We start from the raw sequence: 16617 nt of genomic DNA, 5'->3' as shown, positions 1-16617 counted from the left end.
AGTGGCACGCACGGCTGTGCCGTGCCGAGCCATCGACGACCACCATGGGTCCGAACGCCACAGTGACGCGCACCACAGTCAGCGCTGTCCAGGCGCGCTGACTGGAAGGACAGCCATGACCACAGCCCTGCCTGCCACCACCCACGGTGACATCGACCTGAGCGCCCGGTCGTTCTGGACACAACATCCCGACGAACGGGATCAGGCCTTCGCCGTCCTGCGCAAGGAGAACCCCGTCCCGTGGAGCCGGCCGGCCGAATCCGACCTGCTGCCACCGGAACTCAACACGAAGGGCTTCTGGTCGCTGACCAAGCAAGAAGACATCCGGATGGCCAGCCGCCATCCCGAGATCTTCTCCTCCGCCCAAGGGATCACCATGGAGGATTTCGCGCCCGAGGCGATCGAGATCGCACAGTCGTTCATTGCCATGGACGCACCGCGGCACGCCCAGTTGCGCGGCATCACCATGGACGCATTCAAGCCCAAAAACATGCGTCGGCTCGAAGGATGGATTCGCGGCCACGCGCGTGACTTGGTCACCGAGATGTCCCACCTCGGCGAGGGCGACTTTGTCGAACTTGTGTCGGTGAAACTGCCCGCCCGCATCTTCGGCAGCTTCTTCGGGCTGCCCGAAGGAGAGATCCGAGATAGGGCGACCAACGCCGCCCAGCGACTGCTTGGATGGACGGACCCGCGAGTCCGCGGCGACCAGAGCGAGCTGGAACTGTTCATGGGCGCGGTCATGGACCTGCACGCGGTGGCCGCCGAGTTGATCCCCCAGCGCCGAGCCAACCCCGGCGAGGACCTGCTGACCTGGATGGTGCAGGCCGAGTTCGACGGCAAGAAGATGACCGACGACGAGCTGAAGGCATTCTTCGTCCTCCTCGCCGTCGCCTCCAACGACACCACCCGGCACGCCTCGGCCCAGGCCATCTACACCTTCTCCCGATTCCCCAATCAGAAGGCGCTGCTCATCGAGGACATCGAAGGTCGAATCGACACCGCCGTCGAGGAGGTGTTGCGCTGGTCGTCGCCGCTGCTGCACATGCGCCGCACCGCAACCCAGGACGTCACCGTGCGCGGCTCGGAGATCAAGGCCGGCGACAAAGTCGTGCTCTGGTACATCTCCGGCAACCGCGACGAGGACGTCTTCGCCGACCCGTTCACCTTCGACATCCTGCGAAACCCGAACCCGCACATCGCCTTCGGCGGCGGCGGACCGCACTTCTGCCTGGGCGCCGCGCTGGCCCGCACGATGCTGCGCTCACTGCTGACCGAGGTCTACACCCGCATCCCGGACATCTCGGCGCCTGCACCCGAGTTCCAGATCGCGAACTTCATCAACGGCATCAACAGCTTGCCGGCGACATGGACTCCCGAAAGGCACTGAATTACAAGGAGATATGACGTGAAGACAAAGGCCGCAGTGCTGTGGGGTCTGCATCAGAAGTGGGAAGTCGAGGAGGTCGAACTCGACGGCCCGAAGGAGGACGAAGTCCTGGTCAAGTTGACCGCCAGCGGCCTGTGTCATTCCGACGACCACCTGGTTACCGGAGACATGCCGATGCAGTTGCCTGTGGTCGGCGGCCACGAAGGCGCAGGCGTGATCGTCGAGGTCGGGCCCGGAGTGAAAGACGTTGCCGAAGGCGACCCCGTGGTGCTGAGCTTCATCCCGGCCTGCGGGCGATGCGAGCCGTGCGCGCGCGGCATGAGCAACCTGTGCGTGCTCGGCGCGGCCATCATCGCCGGCCCGCAACTCGACGGCACCTTCCGGTTCCATGCCCGGGGACAGGGACTTGGCCAGATGTGTGTGCTCGGAACGTTTTCGGAGTACACCGTCGTTCCGGTGTCTTCGGTGGTCAAGGTGGATCCGACGATAGCGTTGGACACCGCCGCGCTGGTCGGCTGCGGTGTCACCACCGGATACGGCAGCGCCGTTCGCACCGGCGAAACCCGCGACGGCGACACCGTGGTGGTCATGGGCGTGGGCGGCATCGGCATGAACGCGATTCAGGGCGCCCGGATCGCCGGCGCCCGGGTAATCGTCGCCCTCGACCCGGTGGAGTACAAGCGCAACCGTTCGCTGGAGTTCGGCGCGACGCACACCGCCGCCACACTCGAAGAAGCCCACGCGCTTGTCACCGATCTGACCCGCGGGGCCATGGCCGATGTGTGTGTCGTGACCACAGATTCCGCCGAGGGCGCCTACGTGGCCCACGGCCTGAGCCTGGTCGGCAAGCGAGGACGGGTTGTGATGACGGCGATCCCCCACCCGACCGAGACGACCGTCGACATGTCGCTGTTCGACCTCACTTTGTACGAAAAGCAGGTTCGCGGATCATTATTCGGATCCTCCAACCCGCGCCGCGACATCCCGCGCCTGCTCGATCTGCACCGAGCCGGCCAGTTGAAGCTCGAAGAGCTCGTCACCCGCGAGTACACCCTCGAAGAGGTGAATCAGGGTTACGCCGACATGCACGCCGGCGTGAACATTCGAGGGCTGATCCGATTCTGATCGACGCCTTCGTAATCTGCTGTCCCACAGTCAGGTCGGCGCGCTAGCGAGCCGGCCCACAGGGCTCCGACAACGGCTCGTTCGTTTGGCGCAGTTGCGGCGTCGCCCTCGCAGCGGACCGCTCGCGCCAACACGTGCCCTCATATCGTCCGAGGGGGCGTCGATCCGGTAGCAATCATCCGGTCGGTGGTGGCGAAGCCGTGCGGTCATCGACCGTCAACTGCTGGCGTTGTCAAATCACCTGCGTTCAGCGCCGCACGGCAGGTGACCAATGAATTAGACGCGTGGCCGCCGTCGGACTTGTCATCAACAGCGGTTCGGCCATCGCCGAACAGACTGTCGTGCCTGCTGGAGCTAAGGGGATTCGAACCCCTGACCCCCACACTGCCAGGACCAGGCAGATCGCGTGACCAGGCAGGATAGATCGGATTTTGGCGCGTAGCGGGCGTAGTTCGAGGAGCAACTGTCGTCAGCGTTGTCGTCATATCTGTCGTCAGTGCTCGGCGGCTATTGTCAGCTCGTGTGGAGCGATGAGACTCGGCCGCGTTGCGCGTCTCGGCGCCCGCCTCACGTGACCTTGGTGATTTTCAGCGGCATGTTGAGAACGAGTGATTGGTTTCGTCCGCAGTTTCCGCTGGCGCCGGTGGTTTGGTCTTCTCCGAGCCACAGGTCAGAGATTGGCTGTGATGTGCCGTCTTGTTTGGCTGGGTAGAACCTGTAGACCTGGAGTCCGGGGGCGGTGCTGCCGTCGGGGCACGGTATCCAGTCGGGGACTGAGTGTCGAACGAACCAGAAGTAGCCGCCTTCGGTGTAGATGTCTTCGGTCCACCCTAGGGAGCTGGTGACTTTGCCTGCGCAGGTAATTCCCGTGCTACACCTGGAGGACACCGTCCAGGTGCTTCGCACTGTTGGCTGGTCTTGGTAGCGGCCGTTCATTTGGGCCCATTCACCGTTTGAGACGACGGTGAATGTTCCGTTCATGGCGTATTGGTCGTAGTCGGCGGCGGAGGGCGGTGCCGTCGTCAGTACCATAGTGCCCGCGAGCAGGTACGTGGCACAGGCGTTCGTGAGCCGAGTTATGTTCCGCATCAAACTATCCCGTCGTCATGACGAGGTCGGTCCACGATTTGGGTGCTGCCGTGGCGGCGAGATTGGATTGGGCGTACAGGTGCCCGTCGGGTGCCATGTAGGAACCGGTTTGGGGGTTGTATCGGGCAACGGCGACGGGTGCCTGCTGTGCGGGTTGGTTGGTGTATGCGCTTGGCGCTACGGGTTGGGCTCCAGAGGCCGGCGCAGGCTCTGCGGGTGGAGTCGGCGTGGGCGGGGTGGTTCCGGGCGGCTGGGCGGCCGCGGGTGGCAATGGCGTGCCGTCGAGGGGGCCGAAGATCTGGTTATTGGCGGACACTCGGGCGTCGGGGGGAATTCCTTGTGCGATGAGGTTGGGATCGAGTGGGGCGGGCCCCAGCGCGTGCTGGCGGAGAGCCAATGGTTCGAAGGGTTTGTCGCTGTCGCAGTCCTGCACGGTGGCGGCACGTTTTCCGGGGTGCTCGATGCAGGGATAGTTGCGAGCGCCGCGGACGGCGATCGGTGAGTCTTGCGGCAGTTTGCAGTAGAGCCCATCGGGTGTGTCGACTTCGGTGGTGTCCGACGGGGCGCGCCAGGCCGAGCGGGGTAGGAATCCGACGGTGCAGGCGGGTGGGTCGGCGATGGTGATGGAGAAGTCGCCCAGTGCATCTCCCGTCGGATTGTTGACCGGTGTCGACGACTGGATTGCGCCGATGTAGGGCGGAAGTAAGACCAGGAGCTGCTCGACAGACTTGTTGTAGGTGACGAGAACTTGGCCGACTGTGGTGAGGTTGGCGAGCAGAACCGGCAGTGTGGGTTTGACTTGATTGAGCAGAGCCGAGACTTCGTCGGCGAACCCGGGGCCGGTGTGCAGCAGTGTCCTCACTTGCGGATCGTTCTGTCTGATCTGGCCGGTGATGCCGGCCAGATTGTGCGCCCAGGTCTTCAACGAGTCGGTGGTCGCTGCTTGCCCATCGAGGAGGGGGCCGCTGTCGTCAATGAGAGCGCGGGTGTGGTCGGCGACGCCGTTGAGGTCGCCGGTGATCCGGGATGAGGAGTCCAGTAGCGAACCGACGTCGTAGCCGGCGCCGTTGAACGCGGTGAACGATTCGTCGAGCAGCGAGTTCAGTTTGTCTTTCGGGATGGTCCCAACCAGCGCACTGAGCTGATCCAGCATCGGGCCGACTCGTTGCGGGATTCTGCTCTGCCCCATGCCAATTACCGAGCCGTCATGCAGATATGGCGGGGATTGGTCGACCGGTTGCAGGTCGACGTATTGTTCGCCGACGGCCGACACACTGCGCACTTGGGCGATGAGATTCGCGGGGATCTTCTGGTTGGAGTCCAATGACAGCGTCGCTTGGGCGTATCTGGCGTCGACGGCTTTGACGTCAGTGACCTTGCCGATCTGAACGCCACGGTAGGTGACGTTGCTCAACGGGTACAGTCCGCCGGCGGCGGGGAGATCCAGGGTCACGGTGATGCGGCCGATACCCAGAAACACCGGCGCCTGCAGGTAGTTGAACACCATCAGCCCCAGTCCGACCACCGAAGCGATCGTGAAGATGACGAGTTGCGTTTTGATGAAACGGGTGAGCATCAGCGGTCTCCGGGTGCAGGGGTCGCGTCGGCGGGGCCGTATGGTCCGGCGAAGACCGGTGGTGTGCCTGGTTGCGCCGGTTTGGCCGAGGCAACAGGCGGTGGTGGGCTGACCGGGAGTACAACGCCGGGTGGAAGTGCATTCAGCCCGGGTGTCGGCGGGTTCCCCGGTACCGGGCCGAGCGGCCCACCCGGGGGCGGCGGAGCGATCGGTAGGCCCAGTGGGTCGTAGGTGTACTTCTGCCAATACGGTTCGCCGGGGGCAGGTACGAGCTGGGCTTTCTGATCTTCCCACCGGGTGCCCAGCAGTAGTGAGCGTTTGAGCCGGGGCACGGTCAGGTCGATTTGGCCGAAGAAGTTCATGTAGTCACCCCGAACACCGCGCTTGATGAGGTCTTGTCCGAAGGGGAACACCGAGCCGAATACCAGGGCGTTGTCGAGGTCTGGCCCTACATCGGCCAGCGCTTGCAAGGTGGGTTGCAGGTTCTGCAGGTCTTCGACCAGGTTCGCCTGGGTGTCGTTGACCAACCCCGTGGCGGTGGTGCTGAAGGTGCGCAGTTTGTCCAGTGCCGTGGTGAGGCGGGGACGTTCGCGGATCAGCACGTCCAGTGCCGGCGGAATCTTTTTCAGCGCGGTGGTGATGAGGTCGCGCTGTTCGGCGAAGGTCCCCGCCAGTCGGTTGAGAGCTTGGATGGAGGCAATGATGTTGTCGCGCTGGCGATCCAGTGTGTCAACGAACGTGTTTAGGCGGGTCAGCAGATCCCGGATGTCGCCTTCGTGGCCGGATAGGGCGGCTGCGAAGTTGTGGATGACGTCGCCGATCTGGCCCAGTCCCCCGCCGTTGACGACGGCGGCTAGCGACGCCAGGGTCTGTTCGGTCGACGGGTAGGTCGAGGTTTTGTCGAGTTGAACGGTCGCTCCGGGATTGAGCCTTCCGGTGGGCGGTTGGCCGAGCGGGGGGTCGAGCGCGATGTGCATCGAGCCGAGCAGGCTGGTTTGGCCGATCCTGGCTTCGGCGTTGGCCGGAACGACAACGTCCGGCTTCACCGACACCTCGACATCGATGTGCCAGTTGGAGAAGGTCATCTGTCGGACGCTGCCAACGACGACGTCATCGATCATCACCGGCGAATTCGGTTCCAGGGTACCGACATTGGCGAATTGAATATGGTAGACGCTGGCGTCGGTGCTTCGTCCGACCGCACCGGGCAATGGTAGGGAATTGAGGCCGTTGAATCCGCAGCCGGACAGCGTCACTACTGCACAGCTGGCGATGACCGCTAGCATGCGGCTGCGTCGGCGAGTGGTCATGAGGGCGGTACCTCCGCTGCCGATGCCGGTGCAGGGGTCGCCTCAGCGGGCAGCAGTAGGTCGTTGAGGCTTCGCGACTGCGGGACCGGGGCTCCCGGGTAGAGGGCCGGAGAGGGGTCGGCGGGCAGGTGATCCGGCGCCGAGGGGCCTGGGGCGACTGCTGGTGGTGCACCGTATCCGGGTGGGGGCGCTTGGTCGCCGTTCAGGCCGGTATAGGCGGAGATCGCTGGCGGCGCATCGGGGGCGGCAGGTCTCGGCCCGCTCCCACCGGGGGCGAGGTTGGGCTCGGAGTAGATGAGGTTTTCTGGGCTCGGTGATTTCATCAGGTAGGAGCTGAACGGAAACGGCAGATAGTTGAACCCGACCGTGTTGAGTGCCGGACCGAGGTATTGGCTGCACAGTTTTGCGGTCTCACCAGCGGTGACGTCGGCGACGGCTTCGATCGCCTGACACAGGAAGGCTGCCGGGTTGGAGAAGTTGTTCAACACGAAGGAGCCGATATTGCTGTGGGTGTCCGGGTTGTAGATGTTGTAGCCGTTGGCGATGGCATTGGGCGTGACATGCAAGATGTTCTCGAGATCGCGTTTGTGGTCGACCAAGGTTTGAGTGACGTTGGTCAGCCTTTGCAGCTGTTCAACTGTCTGATCGCGGCTGCCTTTGACGAATCGGTGCACGTCACTGATCGCCGCGTTCAGATCTTTCAGGGTGGAGTTGAGGTCAGTGCGGTCGTTGACCACACTGGTCAGTGTCGCGAAATGTCCTTGGAATTCGACGATCTGCTGGTTACTGTCACGCAGCGCGGTGACAAACGTCTGGAGGTTCTTCAGGATATCGACGATGTTGCCGCTGCCGTCGGCCAGAATCCGCCCCAGACCGGACAGTTCGGCCAGTGTCTGGCGCAGTCTGGCACCGTTGCCGTCCATCGCGTTGGCCGCGGTGTCGATGAAGCGGGACACCGACGTCTCCGAGACGCCGCTGTGCGGGCCTAAATCTGTTGCCAGGCGGGTTATTTGGGTATTGACTTCGTCCCATTCCACGGGCACTGCGGTCCGCTCGACCGGGATCACCGCGCCGTCGGCCATCGTGGGACCGGTCTTGGCGAAGGCCGGGGCGAGTTGCACGTAACGAGCCGAAATCAGACTTTGCGCGACGATGATGGCCTTGGCGTCGGCAGGAACTTTCATCCGGTGCTCGACGTGCAGGGTCATTTTGGCGTTGGCGCCGGCCGGTTCGATCGCAGCGATGGTCCCCACTTTGACCCCGGAGATGCGGACTTCGTCGCCCGGGTAAATGCCGGTGGCACTGGTGAAGTAGGCGGTGATCACCTTCGGCGCGAAGTACGTGTTGCGGATGAGCACGGCAGCACCGGCCACCAGCAAGGCGACCAACACCACCACGGCCGCCAGCCGTAACCTCCTGGCGTTCATCGGGAACCACCCGGAATGCCGTTGTAGGGCAGCGGGAGTTCCGCCCGGGGCCCGGCGTTGTCCGGCGGTTGCCCGTTGTTGACGCCGCGCCTGAATCCGAGCGCGTAGTCAAGGAACGGCTGGAGGACCTGCGCCGGTACGAGATTGGGGACGTAGGACTGGTAGAAGTATCCGCTGGCCACGGCTTCACCCTGGGTCATTTCGTATTTGGCCAGACCGGGCAGGGCTTTGGCGATGTTGTCGCGGTTCTTCTCCAGCATCGCGGTCACGGAGTTCAGTCTCTGCAATGTGGGTGCCAGCTCTTTCTCGTTGTCGGCAACCAGGCCGGACAGTTCGCGCGACAACGCCGAGGTGCTTGCGAGCAGGCTGACGATCGCTTCGCGCCGCTCGTTGAGCACGGCGACCAGGTCATTGGCGTCAAGGATGAGGGTGTTGAGCTGTTGGCTGCGCTCGGACAGGGTGCCGGTGACCGACGCCGCGCTCTTGAGTAGCTCACGCAGACTGTCGTTGCGGGCGTTCAAGGACCGCGAGACCTTCGTGAGCCCCTCGAAGGTCGGCCCCAGCTGGGGCGTGATCTGCTCTATGGTGTCCGACAACGCATCCAGGGACGTGTTGATATTCTGGGTGTCGGTGCCCGCGGTGTTGGTGGTGAGGTCGGTGACGGCTTCGGTCAGCGAATACGGCGAGGAGGTGCGCGATAGCGGTATGACCGCGCCGCGGCGTAGCAGGCTGTTGCCTGCGGATTCCAGCGTGAGGATGCGCTGCCCCAGCAGGGTGCCGGTCCTGATGTGCGCGGACGTGTCGTTGCCGAGTGTGATCGCACTGTCGACGCTGAAGGTGATCAGTGCCTTACCTTCGTCGTCGAGCGAAACATCGTCCACCTGACCGACTTTCATTCCCGCCAGCCGGACGTCGTTGCCGGTGGTCAGTCCCCCGGCTTCGGCGAAGACTGCCTGGAATCGCAAGGAGGTGGCCCACGCGGTGAGCCGCTCGGGTTGCAGGCCGACGGTGATGACGAGAATGATCAGGACGGCGCCGATGAATCCCGTTCGCACGAGGCGTGGTTGGCGGTATTTCAGCATTACTCGGCGCACCTGCCGTTGTCTTGTTTGATGAACGGGAAGACGGCGGTCCGGTTTTGCAGATCGGTGACGCGGACGGTGAGTTCGCAGATGTAGTAGTTGATCCAACTTCCGTAAGCGCCCAGCCGGACGAGTTTGCGGTAGTTGTCCGGGGCTGATTGCAGTGCCCCGTCGAGCAGGCCTTTCTGATCGTCGAGTAGGGGTGCCAAGCGGCTCAGTTGATCGATGGTGCCGGCCAGCGGCGGGCGAGCCTGTCCGAGCAGATCGGCGATCGATGTTGTGCCGCTGTCGAGGGCGTTGATGGCCTCACCGATGGGGTCACGGTGGGCGGCCAATTCGGAGACCAACCGCTGGAAACGGTCGATAGCATCGGCGAACTGACTTCCGCTGGTGGCGAGAGTGCCGATCACGGCGTTGAGGTTGTCGATGAGCGCTTCGATGATCTGGTTGTTGTCGGCCAGCCCGTTGGAAAACGATGCCGTCTTGGTCAGCAACGAGTCCACAGTGCCGCCCTGGCCCTGGAAGATCTGCAGCAGAGCGTTGGTCAATGCGTTGACATCTTGAGGATTCAGGCCCTGGATGACCGGCTTGAGACCGCCCAATAGCTGATCGAGGTCCAGCGCCGGTGCAGTCCGATCGGCGGGGATCTGCGAGCCGGGCTGCATCACTCTGGCTGAGCCGGGTCCGTCGATGAGTTCCAGGAATCGGTCGCCCACCAGGTTGAGGTAGCGCACCGCGGCGCGGGTGCCGCTGCTGAGCACGACGGTGCGGTCAGCGTCGAACGCGACCGTCACGGTGTGATCTGGCCGCATCGAGATATCGGCGACGGTGCCGACACGTAGACCGCCGGCTCGCACTGAATCACCGGTTTTCAGTCCCGATACGTCGACGAACACTGCGGAGTAGGCGTTGGTCGAACCGGTGCGGTACTGCCCGAAGATCATGAATAGAAACGCGGTCAGAACGACCATGACGACACCGAAGGCACCGAATTTCAGGACGTTTCCCCATGTGCCGCTCACCCTGGTTCCCCGATCTGAGCGGTGTTGCGGGCAGGTCCGGGCAATGGCCCGAAGAGCAATTGCTTGAGCCCATCGGAGTTCAGCAAGATGCCCTGATTGCCGTACTGGGCCTGGTTAGTTCCCACATCGGTGACGACGAACGGTGGCCCGGTGTCGAATGGCACTCTTGGTAGCGAGGTGCACTGCGGCCCCCCGGTGGCGGCGACCTTGGGCAGATTCATCGGATAGCGGTACCGTTCACGGCCCAGCAGGAATCCGATGGAGTCGGTGATGCCCGGCTTCTCCAACGGTGGACCCGAGGCGATCACGGCCAGCGCGCCGATCCCGCAGTTCAGGCCTTGGTGATACTGGTTGGTCAAATCGGTGGTGGGCACCAACACTCGGAACACGTCGCTGATGCCCGCGCGGTTCGATCCGAGGACGTCGTTGCCGATGTCGGCAAGCCCAATTGTGCTGACCAGGAACGCATCCAGGCTGTTCTGTTCCTCGGTGATCGTCTGGCTGATGTGGGTCGCGTCATCGAGCGTGGTGACGAGATCGCGGCTGGCATCGGCGTAGGCGTTGAGCACCTCGGGCGCTGTTGCGCTGTCGTGGGCGAGATTGGGCAGGCTGGGTTCGAGTTTGGCCAGCAGTGCGTCGAAATCGCTCAGGGTGCGCCCGAGTTGCGGGCCGCGGCCGTTGAACGCCGAGGAGATCGCCCCCAGGGTCTCGTTGAGCTTCTCCGGCTGGATCGCCGATAGCACCGAGGACAGCTGCTGAAAAATGGTGTTGAATTCGACCGTCACATGCTCTGCGGTCAGCACCTGCCCTGGCCGCAACTTCTGCGTCGATGGATTCGCCGGCGCAACAAGGTCAATCGATTTCGCCCCGAAGACCGTAGCCGAGGAAATGTCGACTCTGACGTTGTCGGGAATTTGTGTCAGCTCAGTCGGATCCATGGCCAGCAGGATGGCGGCCTGACCGTCGGGGCGGTCTTCGATCGACACAACATTACCCACCGGAACACCGACCAGTTTGACCTTCGCGTCCGGATTCATCACCAAACCCGCCCGCTGCGAAAGCACCGTCAGTGGCACCGTGTCAGCGAAACTGCCGCGGAACATCCCCGCCGCCACGATCACAATGCCCACGATGGCCACCACCATCGCCAAACCAGCCACCGGGCGCGCATACGACCTCATCGACTACCTGAAACCAATACGCTCGAAGTCCTTACTCCACCGATTACTTCTGCGCTACAAGGCATTTCACCGGATCGCTTCCAACTGAGCCAAAAGGAATCCAACGGCCTAGAAAGCAACGGCGAAGTCTTGGCGCGTCAGTCTGCGGACGCCCCAGAAATAGGTGACCAGCGGCATGGTGCACCACAACAGGTTCAGGACCACGAACTTGATCCACATCTCGACCGGGCTGGTCATGCTCTGCATGTTGTTCGCGATCTCCACACCGAAGTAGACGGCAGGCAGCGTGACCTCCACGATCATGCCGCCCATGATGAAGGACAGCTGAGTGCTGGTAAATCGCTTGCCATTTCGGAAGAACTGCACCATCGCATACGCCTCGAACAAACCGATGAAGAACGCGATCCACTCCAAAACCACGATGAGCGGATCACCATTCAAATACCGTGCGTCACCGCCCAGGAGGATCGGCGACCACATATAAGTCCAGAGCGCGCCATTTTCGACGCCCGTTCGGATCTCGTTGAAGAACAAGAGCCACGGCAGTTCCCAGATAAACCGTGGTATCAGGGCGATGAACACCCACACGATGACCATCGCACTTAGTCGCTGCGCCCGCGTCCAATCCCGCTGCCCCGGAAGGGGTAGCCACGGAAGGACCAGTGTCGTCACGAAGCAGCCGACGACGAACACCACCAACGTTGTTGAGGCGACGACATGCGATACCCCAACACGGTATTCGAGGTACCAGAAGAAGATGTGGATGACGAAGAAGAACGCCAGAACGCCGAAAAGAGACTTCTGCAGTACGGACAGTCCCCGCCTCGTCGACGAATCGCGTTTGCCATCGTGAGGAATCGTCTCTGTCACCGTCGTGCCTCCATGCCCGCGCCGGATTTGCCTGCCGGAGACGAGCTCGACGAAGCTCCACTGGCAGCAGCCACATTCAGTAGCAAGTGCCGATGGACCCGCTGCTTTAGCTTGACGATTGATGTTCGACCCGGCCGGCACCCGCCTCTTCGCTAGCATGGCACATGCCATGTTTGAAAGGCAAGCGTCAACACGCACGGGTAGCACGCCTACGCAATCGGTCGACGAGCACCGGTGTCCTAATGTGCTAGGGATGAGGCGACACGCTAGGCAGGGACGGCAATGAATGCACGCAGGAGTCCCGACCGTCCCACCACCGGCCGTCGCGAACGCGGTGACCGCACTCGTGAACGCCTCATCGACGAGACGGTCCGCTGCATCCGCGAAGAAGGATATTCAGCCGCGAGCGCACGTCACATCATCGAACGCGCCGGTGTGACATGGGGCGTCATCCAGCATCACTTTGGCGACCGCGACGGCCTGCTGATCGCAGTCATCGACGACGCCGTCGATCGCCTGGTCGCCTCTCTCGAAGCGTTGTCCGACCCCGACCAGCCGATCGACACCAGCGACTTGGTGCGCGGCGCCTGGGAAGCATTCGCCAACCCCAAAGCAATGGCCGGTCTCGAGATCCTTATATCCACCAAAGAGCTGCGTTCCGGCCTCGATAGCCGACACATGGAGCGACTGGGTGCGGCCCTCGCGAGTGTGACCCAACGGCTGGAAACCAGCCATGGCGGCCAGAACGCTGCGGCACTGGGCATGCTGCTGTGGACGACGCCGGTCGCGATGATGATCGCCGAAATGTTCGCCACACTGCCACTCGAAGTCGGTGAAGCCCAACGGGCAATCATCGACCTGATCAACCGGCAACCCTGACGTACCAAAATCGGCCGGGTTGCCGTTGGTCTGTGCGAGTCCTGCTAGTGGCCGGCTCACCGGCCAGATTTGCCGCGTATGCGCCGGATCGGCCGGCAACGAATTGTGGTCAAACAGCCAGCTGATCAACGAACCGAGTCTGTCGTGCCTGGTGGAGCTAAGGGGATTCGAACCCCTGACCCCCACACTGCCAGGAGCGGGCAGAGTCCGTGACCAGGCACGATAGGTCGCAAGTTGTCGTGTAGGGGACGTCGTTGAGGCAGCAACTGTCGTCAGCGTTGTCGTCAAAACTGTCGTCACTCGCCTCGTAAAAGCGGTGCCACTAACGGGCCGCTCCCCATGCGGCCGTCCTGTCGCTGCGATCGGTTGTGTCAAGGGTGGCGAAGCCACGACGAAGTCGCGCCGAAGGCGCTCTTTACTCGGCCGATCAGCGGGCCAGACACTTCGGAAATGGAGGGTGGCAGCCGACCAGCTGCGCGTCGCGACCGCCGCCGGGGTCTCGTGACAACAGGCGTCTCGGCGTCGGTGGGCAAAGGTCGGCTTACGGGGCGATTGCCGCTTCAGACCGCTGCTTATGGGCCCAGAAAAACGCTGGGTGAGCTCTTAGGCTCGATTGATGGCTTCCTCACCGCTTCCTTCCGGTGCTCGTAGCGGCCGTCCAGCCCGGTGGCGACGTTGGATGCTCGAGGGGCTGTACAGTTTCGACCGCCGCGCAATCGCAGACTGGACAAGCCTGATGTCCAGCAACCTCCAGCGCCCTCAAGGCGCGGCGCCGACCGCGACCACCCGCTACATCGTGGACCTCATTCATTACACGACCGATCTCCGATATGCAGCACGGGTGCTGGCGGCACACGGTCATCCAGCCGGCCGCGCCTCGCTGGCCGATGCCGCGCTTGACTTCAATTCAGCATTAGATGGGCTTTGCGCCGCCCGCGACAAACTGCTGAAAGTTGTTTCCGCTGAACAGGTTACCGACACCGACGGCTAGGCGAGGTCGCATCTAAGCGGCCCGTGTTACGTAGGACCACGCGACCCCCGGGAAGCGGCGGTGGCACGTTTTCGCAGTTCAGCAGCAGTTGTAATGGTTTCAGGGCAGCTCGTGACATTGACGGACGCGCACGCCGTTCGGCATCGCGCAAGCCGTTTGGCCCCAAAGTGGTCCCAGCAGAGAACGGTGCCGCGAACAACCACGCTCGTGGTCAGGCGGGGCCCCTCTCAGGGGCCCAGGAGTGCCTTTATCTGAGACAGATTAGAAACTCTGTTGCATAGTTGATCGCGTAGTGCTGAGTCGTGTGCATACTGATCACGTGGCGACAAAGTCATTGCGCTGGGGCGCGTCCGCTGCGGCGGATGGGAGATCAGGGCGCGACCGATTGCTCGACGCCGCTGAGCGCTGCCTTGAGGTGCAGGGTCTCGCAGGCACCACTATGGAGGACATCGCCAGAAATGCCGGTGTGTCACGGGCGACGGTTTACCGGTACTTCGCGAGTCGCGAGGCCGTGATCTCTGGGGTCATCATTCGCGCCACCGAAGAATACCTACGCCGGATGGAACCGCGGTTGTCCGGCCATAGTGACTTAGGTTCTGCGATCGTTGATTTCATCGATCACACTGTGATTGCGGCCCGCCGAAGGCCCATCATCGGCGTCCTATTCGGCAGCGATCGTGAACTCGCGGGTGTGGGCCTTGCCGAGGGAACATCGACCATGCTTTTCGAACTCGTCACCGAGTTTCTTCGGCCTCTCTTCGCGACGCACTGGAACCAGTTGGCGCCCGGGGTCTCCGTTGATGACGCCGCGGAATGGATACTTCGCACCGTGCTGAGTCTGCTCACCGTTCGTGGCCCAAGGGATCGAAGCAGAGACGGACTGCGCACCTATCTGCAACGTCTTCTTCTACCCGCAATCGTCTCTGGCCAAGACGCAACGTGATGTAACAAGTCAGGCGTAGTGTCTCAAACACCAGCCCCCACACCGAGGAGAGGTGAACATGTCCGCGAACTTCGCCGCATTCGACGCGCAGGTCGCCAACCAGTTAAAAGGGGCGGCGTTGACGGCCGGCGGCCTGGCTGGCTACTTAGGATTTCGTCATACCGATTTCTTAGCGGGACGCCTCGTCGTCGAGATGGACGCCCGGGACGACTTAAAGACGCCCTTCGGCTCGTTGCACGGTGGCTGTCTGTCGGCGCTCGTTGACCACTGTCTCGGCGTCGTGTTCTATCCCGTCATTCCTGCCGGATCCTGGGTTGCGACCACCGAATTCAAGCTGAACCTACTCCGACCGGTGTCCAGCGGCACGTGCGTCGCGGTAGCCGAGATCATCTCGCTCGGGAAGAGCAGCGGTGTCGCGAGAATCGATATTACCAACGACGGGCGGGCTGTGTGCGCTGCCCAGGGCACTGTGACTGTTGTGGGCCAGAAGGCGGCCTCGTGATGTCCCCCGGGCTCGGCAGGCGGCGCAGGGTAAGACCTGTCCTCCAGCGAGTGCCCACCACCGACGGAGTCTCCTTGGCGGTCGACCTGTATCCGTGCGCGAAGCCGCGGGCAGCCGTATTGCTGCTACACGGAGGAGGCCAAAGCCGTCATGCGTGGGATGCGACAGCGCAGCGCTTACACGCACGCGGCTACCTCGCGGCGGCCTACGATGCGCGCGGACACGGGGATAGTGACTGGGACCCGGATGGCCGCTATGACCTTGATCGACTCGGCGGCGACCTGCTCGCGGTGCGTTCGCACGCGGCAGGTGGGCACCCTGTTGTGGCCATTGGAGCTTCCCTCGGCGGTCTGACGATCCTGGGCACTCACCTACTCGCATCACCTGACCTGTGGGACGCCGTGGTGCTGGTGGACATCACTCCACGCATGGAGATGCAGGGCGCACGGCGCGTCGTCGCATTCATGGCGGCGCACCCCGACGGTTTCGCCGATCTTGAGTCTGCCGCCGAGGTTATCGCCGCGTACAACCCACACAGATCGAAGCCAAGCAGCCTCGACGGACTACGGAAGGTCTTGCAGCAGCGCGCCGACGACCGTTGGGTATGGCGGTGGGATCCGGCCTTTGTGGCGTCGAATTTTGGCTTCCTGCAAGGTAATCCAGATGAGGGCGCAGCGGAGTTCGACCGGATGAGCATGGTGTTGATCGACGGCGCACGGCAGGTATCTGCTCCTACGCTTCTTGTGCGGGGGCTGTTGTCGGACGTGGTGTCGGAGGAGACAGTGAACGACTTCGTCGACCTCGTGCCGCACGCGCGCACGGTGGACGTGACCGACGCTGGTCACATGATCGCTGGAGACGACAACGACGCGTTCTCCGAAGCCGTCATCGATTTCCTCGACGAGGTTGTCTAAATCGAGCTAGAGGGAGAGCTTGTCCCGGGCACGTTCAAGCTCGGCCGGGTCGTGGCATGCAGTCACCAGGACACGCGACGCCCAGGGGCGCGTGCTGATGTAAGCGACGGTCGGCCAGGTCACGAGAATGCCGAACGCCAATAGCGCGGTCGCTGCGGGATCCGACAAGGAACGCACCCCTTGACGAATGGTCCCCAACGACTCGTTTGCTCGAAGTTGCCCGCCGTGCCCGTCGCAGCAAAATGCACAGCACCACCGCCGCACCCACGAGCTGCAAAATAGGACCTTCTGGTATCGCTCCGATACTAGCAGTACC

General features: G+C 62.9%; 15 protein-coding genes. 8 read left to right on the top strand and 7 right to left on the bottom strand.

Going from position 1 to position 16617, the window contains the following annotated elements; genetic code table 11:
• The first annotated feature begins 115 nt into the window (after positions 1–115).
• Complete coding sequence (locus tag AB431_RS09340) at positions 116–1390, top strand: cytochrome P450 (RefSeq protein ID WP_047329682.1); 1275 nt, start codon at positions 116–118, stop codon at positions 1388–1390.
• 18 nt (positions 1391–1408) lie between these two features.
• Complete coding sequence (locus AB431_RS09335; protein ID WP_047329681.1) at positions 1409–2515, top strand: NDMA-dependent alcohol dehydrogenase; 1107 nt, start codon at positions 1409–1411, stop codon at positions 2513–2515.
• Positions 2516–3608: 1093 nt separating this feature from the next.
• Here AB431_RS09335 and AB431_RS09325 read toward each other — a convergent pair.
• The 6 genes from AB431_RS09325 to AB431_RS09300 are packed head-to-tail and all read right to left on the bottom strand — an operon-like array spanning position 3609 to position 11202.
• Positions 3609–5180, bottom strand: a complete 1572-nt coding sequence (locus tag AB431_RS09325) for an MCE family protein (protein ID WP_047329680.1) — start codon at positions 5178–5180, stop codon at positions 3609–3611.
• The gene (locus AB431_RS09320) at positions 5180–6490 is read right to left on the bottom strand and encodes an MCE family protein (protein ID WP_047329679.1); all 1311 of its coding nucleotides are present in this window, start codon (positions 6488–6490) and stop codon (positions 5180–5182) included. Before AB431_RS09320 ends, AB431_RS09325 begins: the two co-directional genes overlap by 1 nt.
• A complete protein-coding gene (locus tag AB431_RS09315) occupies positions 6487–7917 on the bottom strand; it encodes an MCE family protein (protein WP_047329678.1) in 1431 nt (476 codons plus the stop codon). The genes AB431_RS09320 and AB431_RS09315 overlap by 4 nt, the downstream gene beginning before the upstream one ends.
• Positions 7914–8999, bottom strand: coding sequence for an MCE family protein (locus AB431_RS09310; protein ID WP_047329677.1), 1086 nt, complete (start codon positions 8997–8999; stop codon positions 7914–7916). The genes AB431_RS09315 and AB431_RS09310 overlap by 4 nt, the downstream gene beginning before the upstream one ends.
• Positions 8999–10021, bottom strand: coding sequence for an MCE family protein (locus AB431_RS09305; RefSeq protein ID WP_047329676.1), 1023 nt, complete (start codon positions 10019–10021; stop codon positions 8999–9001). Before AB431_RS09305 ends, AB431_RS09310 begins: the two co-directional genes overlap by 1 nt.
• Positions 10018–11202 (bottom strand): MCE family protein, encoded by a 1185-nt coding sequence (locus AB431_RS09300; RefSeq protein WP_047329675.1) that lies wholly within the window; start codon positions 11200–11202, stop codon positions 10018–10020. The genes AB431_RS09305 and AB431_RS09300 overlap by 4 nt, the downstream gene beginning before the upstream one ends.
• Here AB431_RS09300 and AB431_RS30915 point away from each other — a divergent pair.
• Positions 11153–11290 (top strand): hypothetical protein, encoded by a 138-nt coding sequence (locus AB431_RS30915; RefSeq protein WP_162489404.1) that lies wholly within the window; start codon positions 11153–11155, stop codon positions 11288–11290. The genes AB431_RS09300 and AB431_RS30915 overlap by 50 nt on opposite strands.
• A 20-nt stretch (positions 11291–11310) precedes the next feature.
• Here AB431_RS30915 and AB431_RS09295 read toward each other — a convergent pair whose 3' ends face one another.
• Positions 11311–12072, bottom strand: a complete 762-nt coding sequence (locus AB431_RS09295) for a membrane protein (RefSeq protein WP_047329674.1) — start codon at positions 12070–12072, stop codon at positions 11311–11313.
• A gap of 282 nt (positions 12073–12354) precedes the next feature.
• On the opposite strand from AB431_RS09295, the gene AB431_RS09290 reads away from it, so the two are divergent.
• The 5 genes from AB431_RS09290 (at position 12355) to AB431_RS09265 (ending at position 16301) form a co-directional block, all read left to right on the top strand.
• The gene (locus tag AB431_RS09290; protein ID WP_047329673.1) at positions 12355–12951 is read left to right on the top strand and encodes a TetR/AcrR family transcriptional regulator; all 597 of its coding nucleotides are present in this window, start codon (positions 12355–12357) and stop codon (positions 12949–12951) included.
• Between the two features lie 679 nt (positions 12952–13630).
• Positions 13631–13942, top strand: a complete 312-nt coding sequence (locus tag AB431_RS09280) for a hypothetical protein (RefSeq protein WP_225509169.1) — start codon at positions 13631–13633, stop codon at positions 13940–13942.
• Between the two features lie 319 nt (positions 13943–14261).
• Positions 14262–14885: a TetR/AcrR family transcriptional regulator gene (locus AB431_RS09275; RefSeq protein ID WP_225509170.1), complete on the top strand. Its 624-nt coding sequence runs from the start codon at positions 14262–14264 to the stop codon at positions 14883–14885.
• Positions 14886–14943: 58 nt separating this feature from the next.
• Positions 14944–15387 carry a PaaI family thioesterase gene (locus tag AB431_RS09270; protein ID WP_036345885.1) on the top strand — a complete coding sequence of 148 codons (444 nt, stop codon included), beginning with the start codon at positions 14944–14946 and terminating at the stop codon, positions 15385–15387.
• Complete coding sequence (locus AB431_RS09265; RefSeq protein ID WP_047329672.1) at positions 15387–16301, top strand: alpha/beta fold hydrolase; 915 nt, start codon at positions 15387–15389, stop codon at positions 16299–16301. The genes AB431_RS09270 and AB431_RS09265 overlap by 1 nt, the downstream gene beginning before the upstream one ends.
• Positions 16302–16617: the final 316 nt, after the last annotated feature.

Origin of the sequence: Mycobacterium sp. EPa45 (assembly GCF_001021385.1) — a bacterium.
Classification (GTDB): domain Bacteria; phylum Actinomycetota; class Actinomycetes; order Mycobacteriales; family Mycobacteriaceae; genus Mycobacterium.
Note: the sequence above shows the minus strand (reverse complement) of the source record. Positions and strands in the feature narration are given on the sequence as shown.